The following is a 15661-nucleotide window of genomic DNA, read 5'->3' on the forward strand; positions in this document are numbered from 1 at the left end:
GGTATGCCGCGCGCGCCGGGATCAGTACCCTGATTCGGCATGGCCAATGCCCCCACAGCCTCCACCAATGCGCGCCTGTCCGTGCAGGACTGGGTGCAGGCCGGCTTCCGCATTCTGGCCGAGGACGGCGTCAAGGCCCTGACCATCGATCGGCTCTGCCGGCGTCTCGGGGTCACCAAGGGCAGCTTCTACTGGCATTTCTCCGACATGAAGACCTACCGGCAGGCGCTGGTCGAGACCTGGGCCGCCGTTCGTGACGAGGACCGCGGCGACTTCGATGCGCTGTCGGCGTTGCCGCCGCGCGAGCGACTCTCGCGCATGATGACCTCGCTGGTCGGGCCGCGGCACTGGATGCTGGAACGCGCGATGCGCGAGTGGGCGCGCTCGGAGGACAGCGTCGCCGAAGCGGTGCGCAGCTCGGATCGGCGGGTGCTCAAGGCGGTCCGCCAGGTCTTTCTCGACGACGGCTTCGACCCTGACGCCGCCGACATGCGTGCCAACGCCACGTTCGCCGCGGGGATCGGATTCCTGCACCTGGCCGGCTCGCGCCCGAGCCCGCGGGCGGTAGGCCGGCGCGAACAGTTCCTGGACGTGATGCTGCGACACTGACCGCCCATACCAAAAGGTATGGTACGTTCCCGGGATGACGACACCGCCGGTCACCGCGGACTTCATCGATCGGTTGGCCGACCGCGCGGCGGAGGCCGAAGACCTGCGGCGGCTGCCGGCCGCCACCATCGAGGACTACCGGCGCTCCGGGTTGGCCGGTCTGCTGCTGCCGGCGCGCTATGGCGGTCAACAGGCGGAGTTCCCGGAGATCCTCGAGCCGATCCGGGCCATGGCGCACGGCTGCGCATCCAGTGCCTGGACACTGGGCTTCTACACCCTGCACAACTGGATGCTGGCGCTCTTCGGCGAGCAGGCCCAGGATGAGGTGTTTGCTTCCGGGCCGGTGCTGTGTCCGGCGCCGTTGGCCCCGACCGGTCGCGGGGTGCCCGACGGCGATGGCATCCGGCTGCGCGGCCGATGGTCCTGGGCGACCGGGGTCGCCAACGCCGACTGGATCCTGGTCGGGGGAATCTGCGGCCCTGACGACGCGCCTTATCCGGCACTGGTGCTGCTACCGGCCTGTGACATCAGCGTCGAAGACGTCTGGCACACCGCCGGTATGCGGGCCACCGGTTCCAACGACGTCGTCGTCAACGACGTCTGGGTGCCGCAGCACCGGCTGGTCAAGGTCGTCGACATCTATTCGGGCACCGCGCCGGGTGCCGCGCTGCACGACGCCCCGGCATACCGCTGGCCGATGGTGCCGGCGCTGGCGATGGTGGCGGCGATGCCCGCGCTGGGTTCGGCCGAACGGGTAGCCGACCTCTACGCCCAGCGTCTCGGCGAACGGGTGTTGGCCTATTCCGGTGCGGCGCAGAAGAATCAGCCCGCCGCGCAGATCCGACTCGGGGACGCGAGGGTACGGCTGCGCGCGCTGCGAGGGCTGCGCGACGACACGGTGGCCGGCATCCAAGCTGCGGTCAGCAGCGGGGAACGGATCGGCCGAGCCGCCCGGGCGGACGCGCGCGCCGCGGCCGCCCACATCGTGCACGAATCCCGCAGTGTGATCGCCGATCTGCTCGAAGCGTCCGGGGCGAGCGTGCATTTCGTGGACAACCCGCTGCAGCGGATCAAACGCGACGTCGACATCATCTGCGGGCACGTCGTTTTCGACTACGACGTGGCGCGCGAACTGTCTGGCGCGCTGGAGGCCGGAGTGAAGATCTCCCCGATCGCGATGATCTGATCGCGGCCTATATCCCCAGGGCGCGATAGGTCCGGCGCACGAACTTCGGTTGCGCGACCCGCAGTTTGCCGACCGAGGTATTGCCGGCCACGGCGACGGCCGCCTCGGTGGACAGCGTCGGGGCGTTCTGGATCAGGTACAGCAGAATGAGATCCGCCGTCGGATCGGCCTGCCACCAGGTGCCGTAGGCGCCCGGCCAGCTGAACGTGCCCGCGCCCCCGGGACCGAAGATCGGCTGGGATTTCGCCGCGTCGGTCACCACCGACAGATTGAGGCCGAATCCGCGGCCGACCCAGAACGGGGCCCCCAGGAACGGATGGCGCTTCTGGGCGGCGGTCAGCTTGTCGGTGCGCATCGCGGCCACCGATTCCGCCGAGAGCACCCGGGTGCCGTCGAACACACCGTCGGCCAACAGCATTCGTGCGAAAGCCAGGTAGTCGTCGGCGGTCGACATCAGCCCGCCACCGGCGTTGGGGAAGGCCGGCATGGTGATCGGCATCGGCCCCATCGCGTCGTCGCGCAGGGTGTCGCCGTCGATGCGATACATGGTGGCGCTGCGCCCGCGCAGCGCGGGGGAGACGCAGAACCCGGTGTCGGCCATCCCCAGCGGCCCGAGAATCCGTTCGTCGAGCACCTGCGGCAGCGGCTTGCCCTCGACGCGGGCCAGCAGCACCCCGAGGACGTCGGTGCCGTGCCCGTAGGTCACCCGCTCGCCGGGCTGATCCACCAAGGGTAAGGCGGCCAGTGCGGTCAGCCAGGGATCCGGACCGCGCCCGAACGGCAGCCGCTGATACTCCCGCGCGATCGGCCCGAGCGTCGAGAAGCCGTAGCCGATGCCGCAGCGGTGCGTCATCAGATCCTCGATCGTCAGCGCTCGCCGGGCCGGGGCGGTGCGATCCAGCGGCCCGGCCGGGTCCACCAGCACGCTGGGCGCGGCGAACTCCGGTAGCCAGTGCGCGATCGGATCGTTCAGCCGCAGCCGGCCCTCGTCGACCAGGCTCATCGCGGCGGCCACGGTGACGGGTTTGGTCATCGAGGCGATCCGGAACACCGTGTCGCGGGTCATCGGCAACTGCGCCCCGACGTCGCGGTAACCGATCTCGTTGACCTGAAGCAGCTTGCCGCGCTGCCAGACGACTGTCACCGCACCGGCCAGCAGGCCGGTGTCGCAGGCCTCGGACAGCGGCGCCCGATTGGGGTCGAGGTTCACCGGCTCAGGCTAGCGGTGACGGGATGCTAGGCTACGCGGCAGTTCGACATCCTTTAACGATCCGTCCCGCGAGGCGGAGAAGGAGGTCCAGCGGTTTCGCATGGGCGCTGCCGGTAATTCCAGCACCGACCGGGAATTGATGTCCTCGGCGGATGTGGGTCGCACGATCTCTCGTATCGCGCATCAGATCATCGAGAAGACCGCCTTGGACGAGGTTCGCGGCGCCGATGATCCCGCCGCGCCACGGGTGGTGCTGCTGGGCATTCCGACCCGCGGAGTCACCCTGGCCGATCGCCTGGCCGCCAAGATCAGCGAATTCTGCGGGGTCGAGGTCGGGCACGGCGCCCTGGACATCACGCTGTACCGCGACGATCTGATGCGCCAGCCGCCGCGGCCGCTGGAATCCACCTCGATCCCGGCCGGCGGCATCGATGATGCGTGCGTGATCCTGGTCGACGACGTCCTCTACGCCGGCCGATCGGTACGTGCCGCCCTCGATGCGCTGCGCGACGTGGGCCGGCCCCGGATCGTGCAGTTGGCGGTGCTGGTCGACCGCGGCCACCGCGAGTTGCCGGTGCGCGCCGACTACGTCGGCAAGAACGTGCCGACCTCCCGCGGTGAGAGCGTGCACGTGCTGCTGGCCGAACACGACGGCCGTGACGCGGTGGTGATCACCCGATGACCGCCAGACACCTGCTGGCGGCCGGCGATCTGAGCCGTGACGAGGCCACCGCGATCCTCGACGACGCCGACAGGTTCGCCCAAGCCCTGGTCGGCCGCGAGGTCAAGAAGCTGCCCACGCTGCGCGGACGCACCGTGATCACCATGTTCTACGAGAACTCCACCCGCACCCGGGTCTCGTTCGAGGTGGCCGGCAAGTGGATGAGCGCCGACGTCGTCAACGTGTCCGCGTCGGGATCCTCGGTGGGCAAAGGGGAGTCGCTGCGCGACACCGCGCTGACCCTGCGCGCCGCCGGCGCCGACGCACTGGTCATCCGGCATCCGGCGTCCGGTGCTGCACAGCTGCTCGCCGAGTGGACCGCAGGCGCCGAGGGAGGCGGTCCGCGGGTGATCAACGCCGGCGACGGCACCCACGAGCACCCGACCCAGGCGTTGCTGGATGCGCTGACGCTGCGGCAGCGGCTCGGAGCGATCGACGGCCGCCGAGTGGTGATCGTCGGCGACATCGTGCACAGCCGGGTGGCCCGCTCCAACGTGCGACTGCTGGCGACGCTGGGCGCGGAGGTGGTGCTGGTGGCCCCGCCGACATTGCTGCCGGTCGGGGTGGCCGACTGGCCGGTGACGGTGAGCCACGACTTCGACGCCGAGCTGCCGGCCGCCGACGCGGTGCTGATGCTGCGAGTGCAGGCCGAACGGATGACCGGTGGCTTCTTCCCCTCGGCGCGCGAGTACTCGGTGCGCTACGGATTGAGCGAGAAGCGCCGCACCATGCTGGCCGATGACGCGGTGGTGTTGCACCCCGGACCGATGCTGCGCGGCATGGAGATCGCCTCGTCGGTCGCGGACTCGTCGCAATCGGCGGTGCTGCAACAGGTTTCCAACGGGGTACACGTGCGGATGGCGGTGCTGTTCCACCTGCTGGTGGGCAGTCGGTCCGCGGCGGGGCCGGGGGCGGCCGGGTCGACCGGAGAGGACGAAGGGCCGTGAGCGTGCTGATCCGCGGGGTGCGGTGTTACGGCGAGGGCGACCGGGTCGACGTGCTGGTACAAGACGGCCAGATCGCCGAGATCGGTGCGGACCTCGGCGCCCCGGCCGGATGCGATGTCGTCGACGCACCCGGTCAGGTGTTGCTGCCCGGCTTCGTGGACCTGCATACCCATCTGCGCGAACCGGGTCGCGAATACACCGAGGACATCGAAACCGGTTCGGCCGCAGCGGCACTAGGCGGCTACACCGCGGTGTTCGCGATGGCCAACACCGATCCGGTCGCCGACTCCCCGGTGGTCACCGACCACGTCTGGCAGCGCGGCCAGCAGGTCGGCCTGGTCGATGTGCACCCGGTCGGTGCGGTCACCGTCGGGTTGGGCGGGACGCAACTGACCGAGATGGGCATGATGGCCGCGGGCGCCGCGGGCGTTCGGATGTTCTCCGACGACGGGGTGTGCGTGGCCGACCCGCTGGTCATGCGTCGCGCACTGGAGTACGCCACCGGGCTGGGGGTGCTGATCGCCCAGCACGCCGAGGAGCCCCGGCTGACCGTCGGCTCGGTCGCCCACGAGGGGCCCAACGCCGCCCGGCTGGGGCTCGCCGGTTGGCCGCGCGTCGCCGAGGAGTCGATCGTCGCTCGCGACGTCCTGCTGGCCCGCGACGCTGGTGCCCGCCTGCACATCTGTCACGCATCCACCGCGGGCACGGTGGAGCTTCTCAAATGGGCCAAGGCGCAAGGTATCTCGGTGACCGCCGAAGTGACTCCGCATCACCTGATGCTCGATGACAGCCGGCTGGCCGACTACGACGGCAGGGATCGGGTCAACCCGCCGCTGCGAGAGGCCGCCGATGCGGCCGCGCTGCGCCAGGCACTGGCCGACGGCGTCATCGACTGTGTGGCCACCGACCATGCTCCGCACGCAGAACACGAGAAGGCCTGCGAGTTCGCCGTCGCCCGGCCCGGCATGCTCGGGCTGGAGACGGCGCTGTCGGTGGTGGTGGCGACCATGGTGGCGCCCGGGCTGCTCAGCTGGCGCGACGTGGCCCGGGTGATGAGCGAACGGCCCGCGCAGATCGTCGGCCTGCCCGACCAGGGCCGGCCGCTGGAGGTGGGCGAACCGGCCAATCTGACGGTGGTGGACCCCGAGGCGAGCTGGGTGGTGGCCGGCGACCAGCTGGCCAGCCGGTCGGCCAACACCCCGTATGAGGCGATGACGCTGCCGGGCGCCGTCACCGCGACCTTGCTGCGCGGCCGGGTGACCGCGCGGGACGGGAAGATCCCGGCATGAACACGCCCACGATGGTCGCGTCGCTGATCTTCGCGGTCGTGCTGGTGCTGGTGATCGGCTGGTTGATCCGGTTGATGATGCGCGGCTGGCGCCGGCGGGGGCAGTTGCAGGAAACCCTGATCGGCACGCTGCCCGCGGTGCCCGACATGGTGGGCCCGCCCATCGTGGCGGCCACCCGAGGGCAGTACCTGGGCTGCACGCTCGCGCCGAAGTGGAATGACCGGGTGGTCGCCGGCGACCTGGGTTACCGCACCAAGGCGGTGCTGACCCGCTACCCGGAGGGAATCATGGTGCAGCGCAGCGGCGCCCGCCCGATCTGGATTCCGCAGGATGCGATCCTGGCGGTCCGCACCGAACGCGGTATCGCCGGCCGCGCCATCCCGACCCGAGCCCACGACGGGGTGCTGGCGATTCGCTGGCGACTGCCGTCGGGCACCGAGATCGACACCGGCTTCCGCGCCGACGACCGTTCCGAACACACCCGCTGGCTGGAAGGCGACAACACATGAACCCGCGCGCGGTGCTGGTTTTAGAAGACGGCCGGATCTTCACCGGACGGCCGTTCGGGGCCGTGGGGCAGAGCTTGGGCGAGGCGGTGTTCTCCACCGCGATGTCCGGCTACCAGGAGACTTTGACCGACCCCAGCTACCACCGGCAGATCCTGGTGGCCACCGCCCCGCAGATCGGCAACACCGGCTGGAATCGCGAGGACAGTGAGAGCCGCGACGAGAGAATCTGGGTGGCCGGCTACGTGGTCCGCGACCCGTCGCCACGCGCCTCGAACTGGCGGGCCACCGGAACCCTCGACGAGGAACTGGTGAGCCAGGGCATCGTCGGGGTGGCCGGCGTCGACACCCGCACCGTGGTGCGGCATCTGCGCAACCACGGCGCCATGAAGGCCGGGGTGTTCTCCGGCGATGCGCTGGCCGCACCCGAGGAGTTGGTGGACAGGGTCCGTGAGCAGCCCTCGATGCTCGGCGCCGACCTCGCCGGGCAGGTCAGCACCGACACCGCGTATGTCGTCGAACCCGACGGGGCGCACCGGTTCACGGTGGCCGCGCTGGATCTCGGCATCAAGATCAATACGCCGCGCAACTTCACCCGGCGCGGCATCCGCTGCCACGTGCTGCCCTCATCGGTGGACTTCGCCGCGCTCGCCGACCTCAAGCCCGACGGGGTGTTCCTGTCCAACGGGCCCGGGGACCCGGCCACCGCAGACCGCTTGGTGGCGCTGACACGCGAGGTGATCGGCGCCGGGATCCCGTTGTTCGGCATCTGTTTCGGTAACCAGATCCTGGGCCGAGCCCTGGGCCGAAAGACCTACAAGATGAAGTTCGGGCACCGGGGCATCAACATCCCGGTGATCGACCACGCCACCGGACGGGTCGCGGTGACCGCGCAGAACCACGGATTCGCCTTGGAAGGGCAAGCAGGAGAAGTCTTCAACACCGACTTCGGCCCGGCGGTGGTCAGCCACACCTGCGCCAACGACGGGGTCGTCGAGGGCGTGAAACTCGCCGACGGCCGAGCCTTCTCGGTGCAATACCACCCCGAGGCCGCGGCCGGACCGCACGACGCGGGACACCTTTTCGACCAGTTCGTCGACCTGATGGAGAACCGATGAGCGCTCGCGGAAAGAAAGGCAGCAAGTAATGCCGCGCCGTACCGACCTGCGCCACGTGCTGGTGATCGGATCCGGGCCGATCGTGATCGGCCAGGCCTGTGAGTTCGACTACTCCGGCACCCAGGCGTGCCGGGTGCTCAAGGCCGAGGGCCTGCAAGTGAGCCTGGTCAACTCCAACCCGGCCACGATCATGACCGACCCCGAGTACGCCGATCACACCTATGTCGAGCCCATCACCTGGGAGTTCGTCGAGAAGGTGCTCGCCCAGCAGGCCGAGCGCGGCAACAAGATCGACGCGCTGCTGGCCACGCTGGGCGGACAGACCGCGCTGAACACCGCCGTGGCGCTGCACGAGCACGGGGTGCTGGAACGCTACGGTGTCGAGCTGATCGGCGCCGACTTCGAGGCCATCCAGCGCGGCGAGGACCGTCAGCAGTTCAAGGACATCGTCGCCCGGGTCGGCGGCGAGTCGGCCCGCTCCCGGGTCTGCTACACCATGGCCGAGGTCGAGGAAACCGTCGCCGAGCTCGGCCTGCCGGTCGTGGTCCGGCCCTCCTTCACCATGGGCGGCCTGGGTTCGGGCCTGGCGGCCAGCCTCGACGAGGTGGCCCGGATGGCCGGTGACGGCCTGGCCGCCTCCCCGACGGCCAACGTGCTGATCGAGGAATCCATCTACGGCTGGAAGGAATTCGAGCTCGAGCTGATGCGCGACGGCAACGACAACGTCGTCGTGGTGTGCTCGATCGAGAACGTCGATCCGATGGGCGTGCACACCGGCGACTCAGTGACCGTCGCCCCGGCGATGACACTGACCGACCGGGAGTATCAGCGGATGCGTGATCTGGGCATCGCGATCCTGCGCGAGGTCGGCGTGGACACCGGTGGCTGCAACATCCAGTTCGCGGTCGACCCGGAAGACGGCCGGCTGATCGTGATCGAGATGAACCCGCGGGTGTCACGGTCTTCTGCGCTGGCCTCGAAGGCCACCGGCTTCCCGATCGCCAAGATCGCCGCCAAGCTGGCCATCGGCTACACCCTCGACGAGATCGTCAACGACATCACCGGCGAGACCCCGGCCTGTTTCGAGCCGGCGCTGGACTACGTCGTGGTCAAGGCGCCGCGGTTCGCGTTCGAGAAGTTCCCCGGCGCCGACCCGCGGCTGACCACCACGATGAAGTCGGTGGGCGAAGCGATGTCGTTGGGCCGCAACTTCATCGAATCACTCGGCAAGGTGATGCGCTCGCTGGAGAGCGACCGTGCCGGGTTCTGGACCCAACCCGACCCCGAAGAAGACTCAGCCGACGACGCGCTGCAGCGGTTGCGGGTGCCCACCGAGGGCCGGCTCTACGACATCGAACTGGCGCTGCGACTGGGCGCCACCGTGGAACAGGTCGCCGAGGCGTCCGGGGTCGACCCCTGGTTCGTCGACCAGATCAACGGCCTGGTGGCGCTGCGCGCCGAGGTGGTCGACACCCCGGTGCTCGACGCCGACCTGCTGCGCCGCTGCAAGTACAACGGCCTGTCGGACCATCAGATCGCCGCGCTGCGCCCGGAGTTGGCCGGCGAGGACGGGGTACGGTTGCTGCGGTCACGGTTGGGCATCCACCCGGTGTTCAAGACCGTGGACACCTGCGCGGCGGAGTTCGAATCCAAAACGCCGTACCACTACAGTACTTTCGAGCTCGACCCGGCCGCCGAGACGGAGGTGGCCCCCCAGGACGTCAAACCCAAGGTGCTCATCCTGGGCTCCGGGCCGAACCGGATCGGTCAGGGCATCGAGTTCGACTACAGCTGTGTGCACGCCGCGATCACGCTGAGCCAGGCCGGTTTCGAGACCGTGATGGTCAACTGCAACCCCGAGACCGTCTCCACCGACTACGACACCGCCGACCGGCTCTACTTCGAACCGCTGACCTTCGAGGACGTGCTCGAGGTCTACTACGCCGAGCAGCAGTCCGGTCTGGGCGGTCCGGGTGTGGTGGGTGTCATCGTTCAGCTGGGCGGCCAGACGCCGCTGCGGCTGGCGCAGCGGCTGGCCGACGCCGGCGTACCCATCGTCGGCACCACCCCGGAGGCCATCGATCTGGCCGAGGACCGCGGCGCGTTCGGGGATGTGCTGACAGCGGCCGGGCTGCCCGCTCCGCGTTACGGCACCGCGACCACCTTCGAGCAGGCCAAACGGATCGCCGCCGACATCGGCTACCCGGTGCTGGTGCGGCCGTCGTACGTGCTGGGCGGCCGCGGCATGGAGATCGTCTACGACGAGGAGACGTTGCGCGGCTACATCACCCGGGCGGCGCTGCTGACGCCGGAGCATCCGGTGCTGGTCGACCGCTTCCTGGAGGACGCCATCGAGATCGACGTCGACGCGCTGTGCGACGGCACCGAGGTCTACATCGGCGGGATCATGGAGCACATCGAAGAAGCGGGGATCCACTCCGGGGACTCGGCCTGCGCGCTGCCGCCGGTGACGCTGGGCCGCAGCGACATCGAGAAGGTCCGCCGCGCCACCGAGGCGATCGCCCACGGCGTCGGTGTGGTGGGGCTGCTCAACGTGCAGTTCGCCCTCAAGGACGACGTGCTCTATGTGCTGGAGGCCAACCCGCGGGCCAGTCGGACGGTGCCGTTCGTTTCCAAGGCCACCGCGGTGCCGCTGGCCAAGGCATGCGCGCGGGTCATGCTGGGCGCCACCATCGCCGGGCTGCGGACCGAGGGGCTGCTGGCGGCCTCCGGCGACGGTGCCAGCGTCGGCCCGCACGCCCCGATCGCGGTCAAGGAGGCGGTGCTGCCCTTCCACCGCTTCCGCCGCGCCGACGGCTCGGGCATCGACTCGCTGCTGGGTCCCGAGATGAAGTCCACCGGTGAGGTGATGGGCATCGACCGGGACTTCGGCACCGCGTTCGCCAAGAGCCAGACCGCCGCCTACGGGTCGCTGCCCGCCGACGGCACGGTATTCGTCTCGGTGGCCAACCACGACAAACGGTCGCTGGTCTTTCCGGTCAAACGACTGGCTGACCTGGGTTTTCGGGTGCTGGCCACCGAGGGGACCGCGGAGATGCTGCGCCGCAACGGTATTCCGTGCGATGTGGTGCGTAAGAATTTCGAGGAGCCGAGCCCGCAGCGTCCGGAGCTGACCGCGGTGGACGCGATCCGGGCCGGCGAGGTCGATCTGGTGATCAACACCCCCTACGGCAACTCCGGTCCGCGCGTGGACGGCTACGAGATCCGCTCGGCCGCGGTGGGTGTGAACATCCCGTGCGTCACCACCGTGCAGGGCGCCGCCGCGGCGGTGCAGGGCATCGAAGCCGGGATCCGGGGCGATATCGGGGTGCGCTCGCTGCAGGAGTTGCACAGCACGCTCGGCGGACACTAGTGGCTCCGGGGTCCGAGGCGTTCGGGACTCGGCTGGCCCAGGCCACGGCGGCCCGCGGCCCGCTGTGCCTGGGCATCGACCCGCACCCCGAACTGCTGACCGCCTGGGGACTGCCGCCGACGCCGGACGGGCTGGCGGCATTCGGCGAGACCTGCGTGGCGGCGTTCGCCGGGTTCGCCATCGTCAAGCCGCAGGTGGCGTTCTTCGAGGCCTACGGGTCGGCCGGCTACGCCGTGCTGGAGCGCACCATCGCGGCGCTTCGCGAGGCCGGCGTGCTGGTGCTGGCCGACGCCAAGCGCGGTGACATCGGCTCGACGATGGCCGCCTACGCCGCGGCCTGGGCAGGGGAGTCACCGTTGGCCGCCGACGCGGTCACGGCGTCGCCGTACCTGGGTTTCGGATCCCTGCGGCCGCTGCTGGACACCGCCGCCGCGCACCGGCGCGGGGTGTTCGTGCTGGCCGCCACCTCCAATCCGGAGGGGGCCGCGGTGCAGCGCGCCCGGGCCGGCGATCGCACGGTGGCGCAGTCGATCGTCGATGCCGCCGCCGAAGCCAACCGCGCGGGCCCGCAGCCCGGCTCGATCGGGGTGGTCGTCGGCGCCACGCTGCGCGAGGTGCCCGACCTGAGTGCCCTCGGCGGCCCGGTGCTGCTACCGGGTATCGGGGCACAGGGTGGGCGCCCCGAGGAACTGGCCGGCCTGGGCGGGGCGGCCCCGGGAACGCTGCTGCCGGCGGTCTCCCGTGAGGTGCTGCGCGCCGGCCCCGACGTCGCGGCGCTGCGGGGCGCAGCGGAGCGGATGCGCGACGCCGTCGGTTATCTGGGCGCCGGGTAACGACCCGCGCGCCGGGTAGTGCGGGACGTCGCGGTGGCTACCAGAGGAAAGGCATGCCGCCGGCGTTGTCGCCGCTGCGTCCGTCGCCGGCAGGGCCGTCGCCCCCGGCGGCTCCCTGGTCGAACTCGCCGGCGGTGCCGGCGTCGAAACCGCCGCTGAACGGGCCGAGGTTCACGTTGTCGGCGGCATGATCACTCGGCCACAGCTTGAAGCTGCCGTCGTTGAGGTCGCCGCCGAACGGGCCGGAATTCGTCTCGGCTCCACCGCCGTTGCCGGCCGTGACCCCTTCGCCTGGATCGGCGGCGGCCAAACCGGCACCGATCGTGCCGACTGCCAGCGCCACCACCCCGGTCATTACCCTGCCGCCAAACCGCTGTGTCTTCATCCCGGCCCCCTTTTTTCGCCATCGAACGGGCGCAACCGCCCACCCGGAAGAAAAACTGTATCCGGAGCGCGCGGGACCGGCAATCATCCATTCTGCTGGCATTCACGCCGTCAATACATTGAGCGGCAAGTATTCCGCTTTCTACCGGGCTGACCTGGTATGACGGTCGATCAATTGCTGACGGTACTGTCAATTCCCGCAGGAAATTCCGGCAGCCGATCTGTGGTGGCCGCAGTCGGTACGCACAAATACGCGTGCGCTAATCGCGCCCAATGCCGCGGCCAGCCGAGGCGGAATCTGCGGTTCCGTGAAGCCGCGCTACCACTGCGTCACGATGTCGGGCAAGGCCACCTCGGCCTCGAGCTGACAGGCCATCGCCGCCAGGCCGACCAGGGCGCGCAACATCAGCACATGCGCCGCCGGGATGCCGCGTTTCCACCGGTCGACGCACGTCTCGACACGCCCGACACGCCGCGAGGTGCCAATTCAATGCGCTGAACATTCGGCCCGTCCCTCGGCTGCCCGGCGGGGGTGGGGCCCGGATGCTCCCGTCGGCTGGCGAAATCGAGGAAAGCCCTGCTAGAGGCTGTTTCTCGAGGCCGGCTGACACCAATGGCGGCCCTCGGTGGCCGGCCTGGAGGGCGCCGTTCCGGTTCGGTGAGTGGGCCGTGCGCAGCCGCCACACGCTGGGCATTTGTAGCCGGAAACGGGGGGTGGGGTTAGATTTCGTCAGACGGCGTGGGTACGGTCGTCGTCTCTGGCGGGAGTACCCGGCCGGGACATGGAAAACATCGACGTTGTCGATGATGACGAGACGGAGGAATCGTGGCCCTTCCCCAGTTGACCGACGAGCAGCGCGCCGCCGCGTTGGAGAAGGCGGCGGCCGCACGTCGGGCCCGAGCGGAGCTCAAGGACCGGCTCAAGCGTGGCGGCACCAACCTCAAGCAGGTGCTCAAGGACGCCGAGACCGACGAGGTCCTGGGCAAGATGAAGGTTTCCGCGCTGCTGGAGGCGTTGCCGAAGGTCGGCAAGGTCAAGGCGCAGGAGATCATGACCGAGCTGGAGATCGCCCCCACCCGCCGGTTGCGCGGCCTGGGCGACCGGCAGCGCAAGGCGCTGCTGGAGAAGTTCGACTTCTCCTGACCTGTCGGTGAATGCCGGTGGAGGGCCGGACAGCCGACCCGCGGGACGCGTGGTGGTGCTGTCCGGCCCATCAGCGGTCGGTAAGTCGAGCCTGGTCCGGTGCCTGCGGGAACGGGTGCCGGAGCTGTATTTCAGTGTGTCGGCGACCACCCGGGCGCCCCGTCCCGGGGAGGTCGACGGCGTCGACTACCGGTTCGTGACGCCGGGGGAGTTCGACCGGCTGATCGAGACCGACGCACTGCTGGAGTGGGCCGACATCCACGGTGGCCTGCAGCGATCCGGAACCCCGTCGGCCCCGGTGGCCGAGGCGACCCGAGCTGGCCGGCCGGTGCTGATCGAAGTGGACCTCGCCGGGGCCCGGGCCATCAAGAAGGCCCTGCCGGAGGCCGTGACGGTGTTTTTGGCGCCGCCGGATTGGGACACGCTGCAGGCCAGACTGGTCGGGCGCGGCACCGAATCGGCGGAGGTCATGGAACGTCGGCTGGCCACCGCGCGCACCGAGTTGGCCGCGCAAGGCGACTTCGACGCGGTCGTCGTCAACGCTCGATTGGAAACCGCCTGCTCAGAATTGGTATCCTTGCTGGTGGATACCGCACCGGGCGCGGTGTGATCGGTCCGGACGCGCCAACAGCTTCACCCCAAGCCCCTAAATCGCCAGGAGATTGTCTTACGTGAGTACCTCACAGGCCGACGCGGCCACCATCTCGCCGGCCACCGACGCCGAATTCGACCCGGCGATGATCGGTGGCTACGACACGCCGCTGGGCATCACCAACCCGCCCATCGACGAACTGCTGCAGCGGGCGTCGAGCAAGTACGCCCTGGTGATCTACGCGGCCAAGCGCGCGCGGCAGATCAATGACTACTACAACCAACTCGGCGAAGGCATCCTCGAGTACGTCGGGCCGCTGGTCGAGCCCGGTCTGCAGGAGAAGCCGCTGTCGATCGCGCTGCGCGAGATCCACGGCGACCTGCTCGAATACACCGAAGGCGAGTAACAGAGGCCGAGACGGGACGGGTCGGTAGCCGTGGAGCACAAGCGGATCGTCGTCGGTGTCTCCGGCGGGATCGCCGCATACAAGGCCTGCACGGTGGTCCGGCAGCTGGCCGAGGCCGGCCACTCCGTCCAGGTCGTACCGACCGAGTCCGCGCTGCGATTCGTCGGGGCTGCGACCTTCGAGGCACTCTCCGGGCTGCCGGTGCACACCGGAGTCTTCGATGACGTCCCACAGGTTCCGCACGTCGCCATCGGCCAACAGGCCGACCTGGTGGTGGTGGCGCCCGCCACCGCCGACCTGCTGGCGCGCGCGGTCGCCGGCCGCGCCGACGACCTGCTGACCGCCACCTTGCTCACCGCCCGCTGTCCGGTGCTGTTCGCCCCGGCGATGCACACCGAGATGTGGCAGCATCCGGCCACCGTCGCCAATGTGGCGACCCTGCGCGAACGCGGCGCGGTGGTTCTCGAACCCGCGTCGGGTCGGCTGACCGGCGCCGACACCGGGCCCGGGCGGCTGCCCGAGGCCGAGGAGATCAACACCGTCGTCTCGCTGCTGTTGGAGCGGTCCGACGCGTTGCCCTACGACCTGGCGGGTCGCAAAGTGCTGGTGACCGCCGGCGGTACCCGTGAGCCGATCGACCCGGTGCGGTTCATCGGCAACCGCAGTTCGGGCAAGCAGGGCTACGCGGTGGCCCGGGTGGCCGCTCAGCGTGGCGCCGAGGTCACCCTGATCGCGGCGCACGCCGCCGGGCTGATCGACCCGGCCGGGGTCCACGTGGTGCGCGTCAGTTCCGCCCAGCAACTGCAGGACGCGGTGACCAAGCACGCCCCCGAGGCACAGGTTCTGGTGATGGCCGCCGCGGTGGCCGACTTCCGCCCCGCCCGGACGGCGCAGGCGAAGATCAAGAAGGGGCCGGACAACCAGGGGGAGCCGACCATCGAACTGATCCGCAATGACGACGTGCTGGCCGGCGCGGTTCGGGCCCGCGCCGACGGGCAGTTGCCCAACATGCGGGCCATCGTCGGCTTCGCGGCCGAGACCGGAGATGAGAACGGCGACGTGCTGTTCCACGCCCGGGCGAAACTGCAGCGCAAGGGATGCGACCTGCTGGTGGTCAACGCCGTCGGGGAAGGCCGGGCTTTCGAGGTGGACCACAATGACGGCTGGCTGCTGGCCGCCGACGGGACCGAGTCCGCCCTGGAGCCCGGTTCGAAGACCCTGATGGCCAGCCGGATCGTGGACGCGGTGGTGGCTTTCCTGGGCGGCCGCTGATTAGCGCCGCCGTCGGCCGGGCTGCCGTTGACCACGCAATCGCCGCCGCAGTAACTTACGATTCGTAAGTT

General features: G+C 69.8%; 15 protein-coding genes. 13 read left to right on the plus strand and 2 right to left on the minus strand.

What is annotated here, in order from left to right:
• The first annotated feature begins 39 nt into the window (after window positions 1-39).
• Window positions 40-609: a TetR/AcrR family transcriptional regulator gene (locus tag G6N19_RS18550; RefSeq protein ID WP_041318061.1), complete on the plus strand. Its 570-nt coding sequence runs from the start codon at window positions 40-42 to the stop codon at window positions 607-609.
• A gap of 34 nt (window positions 610-643) precedes the next feature.
• Entirely contained in the window at window positions 644-1795 is a 1152-nt protein-coding gene (locus G6N19_RS18555) for an acyl-CoA dehydrogenase family protein (protein ID WP_193465404.1), read from the plus strand.
• Between the two features lie 7 nt (window positions 1796-1802).
• Here G6N19_RS18555 and G6N19_RS18560 read toward each other — a convergent pair whose 3' ends face one another.
• Complete coding sequence (locus tag G6N19_RS18560; protein WP_193465405.1) at window positions 1803-3005, minus strand: serine hydrolase domain-containing protein; 1203 nt, start codon at window positions 3003-3005, stop codon at window positions 1803-1805.
• A gap of 100 nt (window positions 3006-3105) precedes the next feature.
• Here G6N19_RS18560 and pyrR point away from each other — a divergent pair, with 100 nt between their 5' ends.
• The 7 genes from pyrR to pyrF are packed head-to-tail and all read left to right on the plus strand — an operon-like array spanning window position 3106 to window position 11792.
• Entirely contained in the window at window positions 3106-3687 is a 582-nt protein-coding gene (gene pyrR / locus G6N19_RS18565; RefSeq protein ID WP_013829247.1) for a bifunctional pyr operon transcriptional regulator/uracil phosphoribosyltransferase PyrR, read from the plus strand.
• Complete coding sequence (locus G6N19_RS18570) at window positions 3684-4673, plus strand: aspartate carbamoyltransferase catalytic subunit (protein ID WP_013829246.1); 990 nt, start codon at window positions 3684-3686, stop codon at window positions 4671-4673. The genes pyrR and G6N19_RS18570 overlap by 4 nt, the downstream gene beginning before the upstream one ends.
• Complete coding sequence (locus tag G6N19_RS18575; RefSeq protein WP_193465406.1) at window positions 4670-5962, plus strand: dihydroorotase; 1293 nt, start codon at window positions 4670-4672, stop codon at window positions 5960-5962. Before G6N19_RS18570 ends, G6N19_RS18575 begins: the two co-directional genes overlap by 4 nt.
• On the plus strand, window positions 5959-6471 hold the full coding sequence (locus G6N19_RS18580) for a PH-like domain-containing protein (protein WP_013829244.1): 513 nt from the start codon (window positions 5959-5961) through the stop codon (window positions 6469-6471). The genes G6N19_RS18575 and G6N19_RS18580 overlap by 4 nt, the downstream gene beginning before the upstream one ends.
• Window positions 6468-7586 (plus strand): glutamine-hydrolyzing carbamoyl-phosphate synthase small subunit, encoded by a 1119-nt coding sequence (gene carA, locus G6N19_RS18585; RefSeq protein ID WP_193465407.1) that lies wholly within the window; start codon window positions 6468-6470, stop codon window positions 7584-7586. Before G6N19_RS18580 ends, carA begins: the two co-directional genes overlap by 4 nt.
• Window positions 7587-7614: 28 nt before the next feature.
• Window positions 7615-10959, plus strand: a complete 3345-nt coding sequence (carB, locus tag G6N19_RS18590) for a carbamoyl-phosphate synthase large subunit (RefSeq protein WP_013829242.1) — start codon at window positions 7615-7617, stop codon at window positions 10957-10959.
• Window positions 10959-11792: an orotidine-5'-phosphate decarboxylase gene (gene pyrF, locus G6N19_RS18595; RefSeq protein ID WP_013829241.1), complete on the plus strand. Its 834-nt coding sequence runs from the start codon at window positions 10959-10961 to the stop codon at window positions 11790-11792. Before carB ends, pyrF begins: the two co-directional genes overlap by 1 nt.
• A gap of 37 nt (window positions 11793-11829) precedes the next feature.
• On the opposite strand, the gene G6N19_RS18600 is transcribed toward pyrF, so the two are convergent.
• Window positions 11830-12177 (minus strand): hypothetical protein, encoded by a 348-nt coding sequence (locus tag G6N19_RS18600; protein ID WP_158019474.1) that lies wholly within the window; start codon window positions 12175-12177, stop codon window positions 11830-11832.
• 825 nt (window positions 12178-13002) lie between these two features.
• Here G6N19_RS18600 and mihF point away from each other — a divergent pair.
• The 4 genes from mihF (at window position 13003) to coaBC (ending at window position 15590) form a co-directional block, all read left to right on the plus strand.
• Window positions 13003-13320 carry an integration host factor, actinobacterial type gene (mihF, locus tag G6N19_RS18605; protein WP_003932123.1) on the plus strand — a complete coding sequence of 106 codons (318 nt, stop codon included), beginning with the start codon at window positions 13003-13005 and terminating at the stop codon, window positions 13318-13320.
• 7 nt (window positions 13321-13327) lie between these two features.
• The gene (gmk, locus tag G6N19_RS18610) at window positions 13328-13930 is read left to right on the plus strand and encodes a guanylate kinase (RefSeq protein WP_232062429.1); all 603 of its coding nucleotides are present in this window, start codon (window positions 13328-13330) and stop codon (window positions 13928-13930) included.
• A 61-nt stretch (window positions 13931-13991) separates the two neighbouring features.
• A complete protein-coding gene (gene rpoZ / locus G6N19_RS18615) occupies window positions 13992-14318 on the plus strand; it encodes a DNA-directed RNA polymerase subunit omega (RefSeq protein WP_013829238.1) in 327 nt (108 codons plus the stop codon).
• Between the two features lie 30 nt (window positions 14319-14348).
• Window positions 14349-15590 carry a bifunctional phosphopantothenoylcysteine decarboxylase/phosphopantothenate--cysteine ligase CoaBC gene (coaBC, locus tag G6N19_RS18620; protein ID WP_193465408.1) on the plus strand — a complete coding sequence of 414 codons (1242 nt, stop codon included), beginning with the start codon at window positions 14349-14351 and terminating at the stop codon, window positions 15588-15590.
• The last annotated feature ends 71 nt before the right edge of the window (window positions 15591-15661 follow it).

This window comes from Mycobacterium novum (genome assembly GCF_010726505.1).
Classification (GTDB): Bacteria; Actinomycetota; Actinomycetes; order Mycobacteriales; family Mycobacteriaceae; genus Mycobacterium; species Mycobacterium algericum.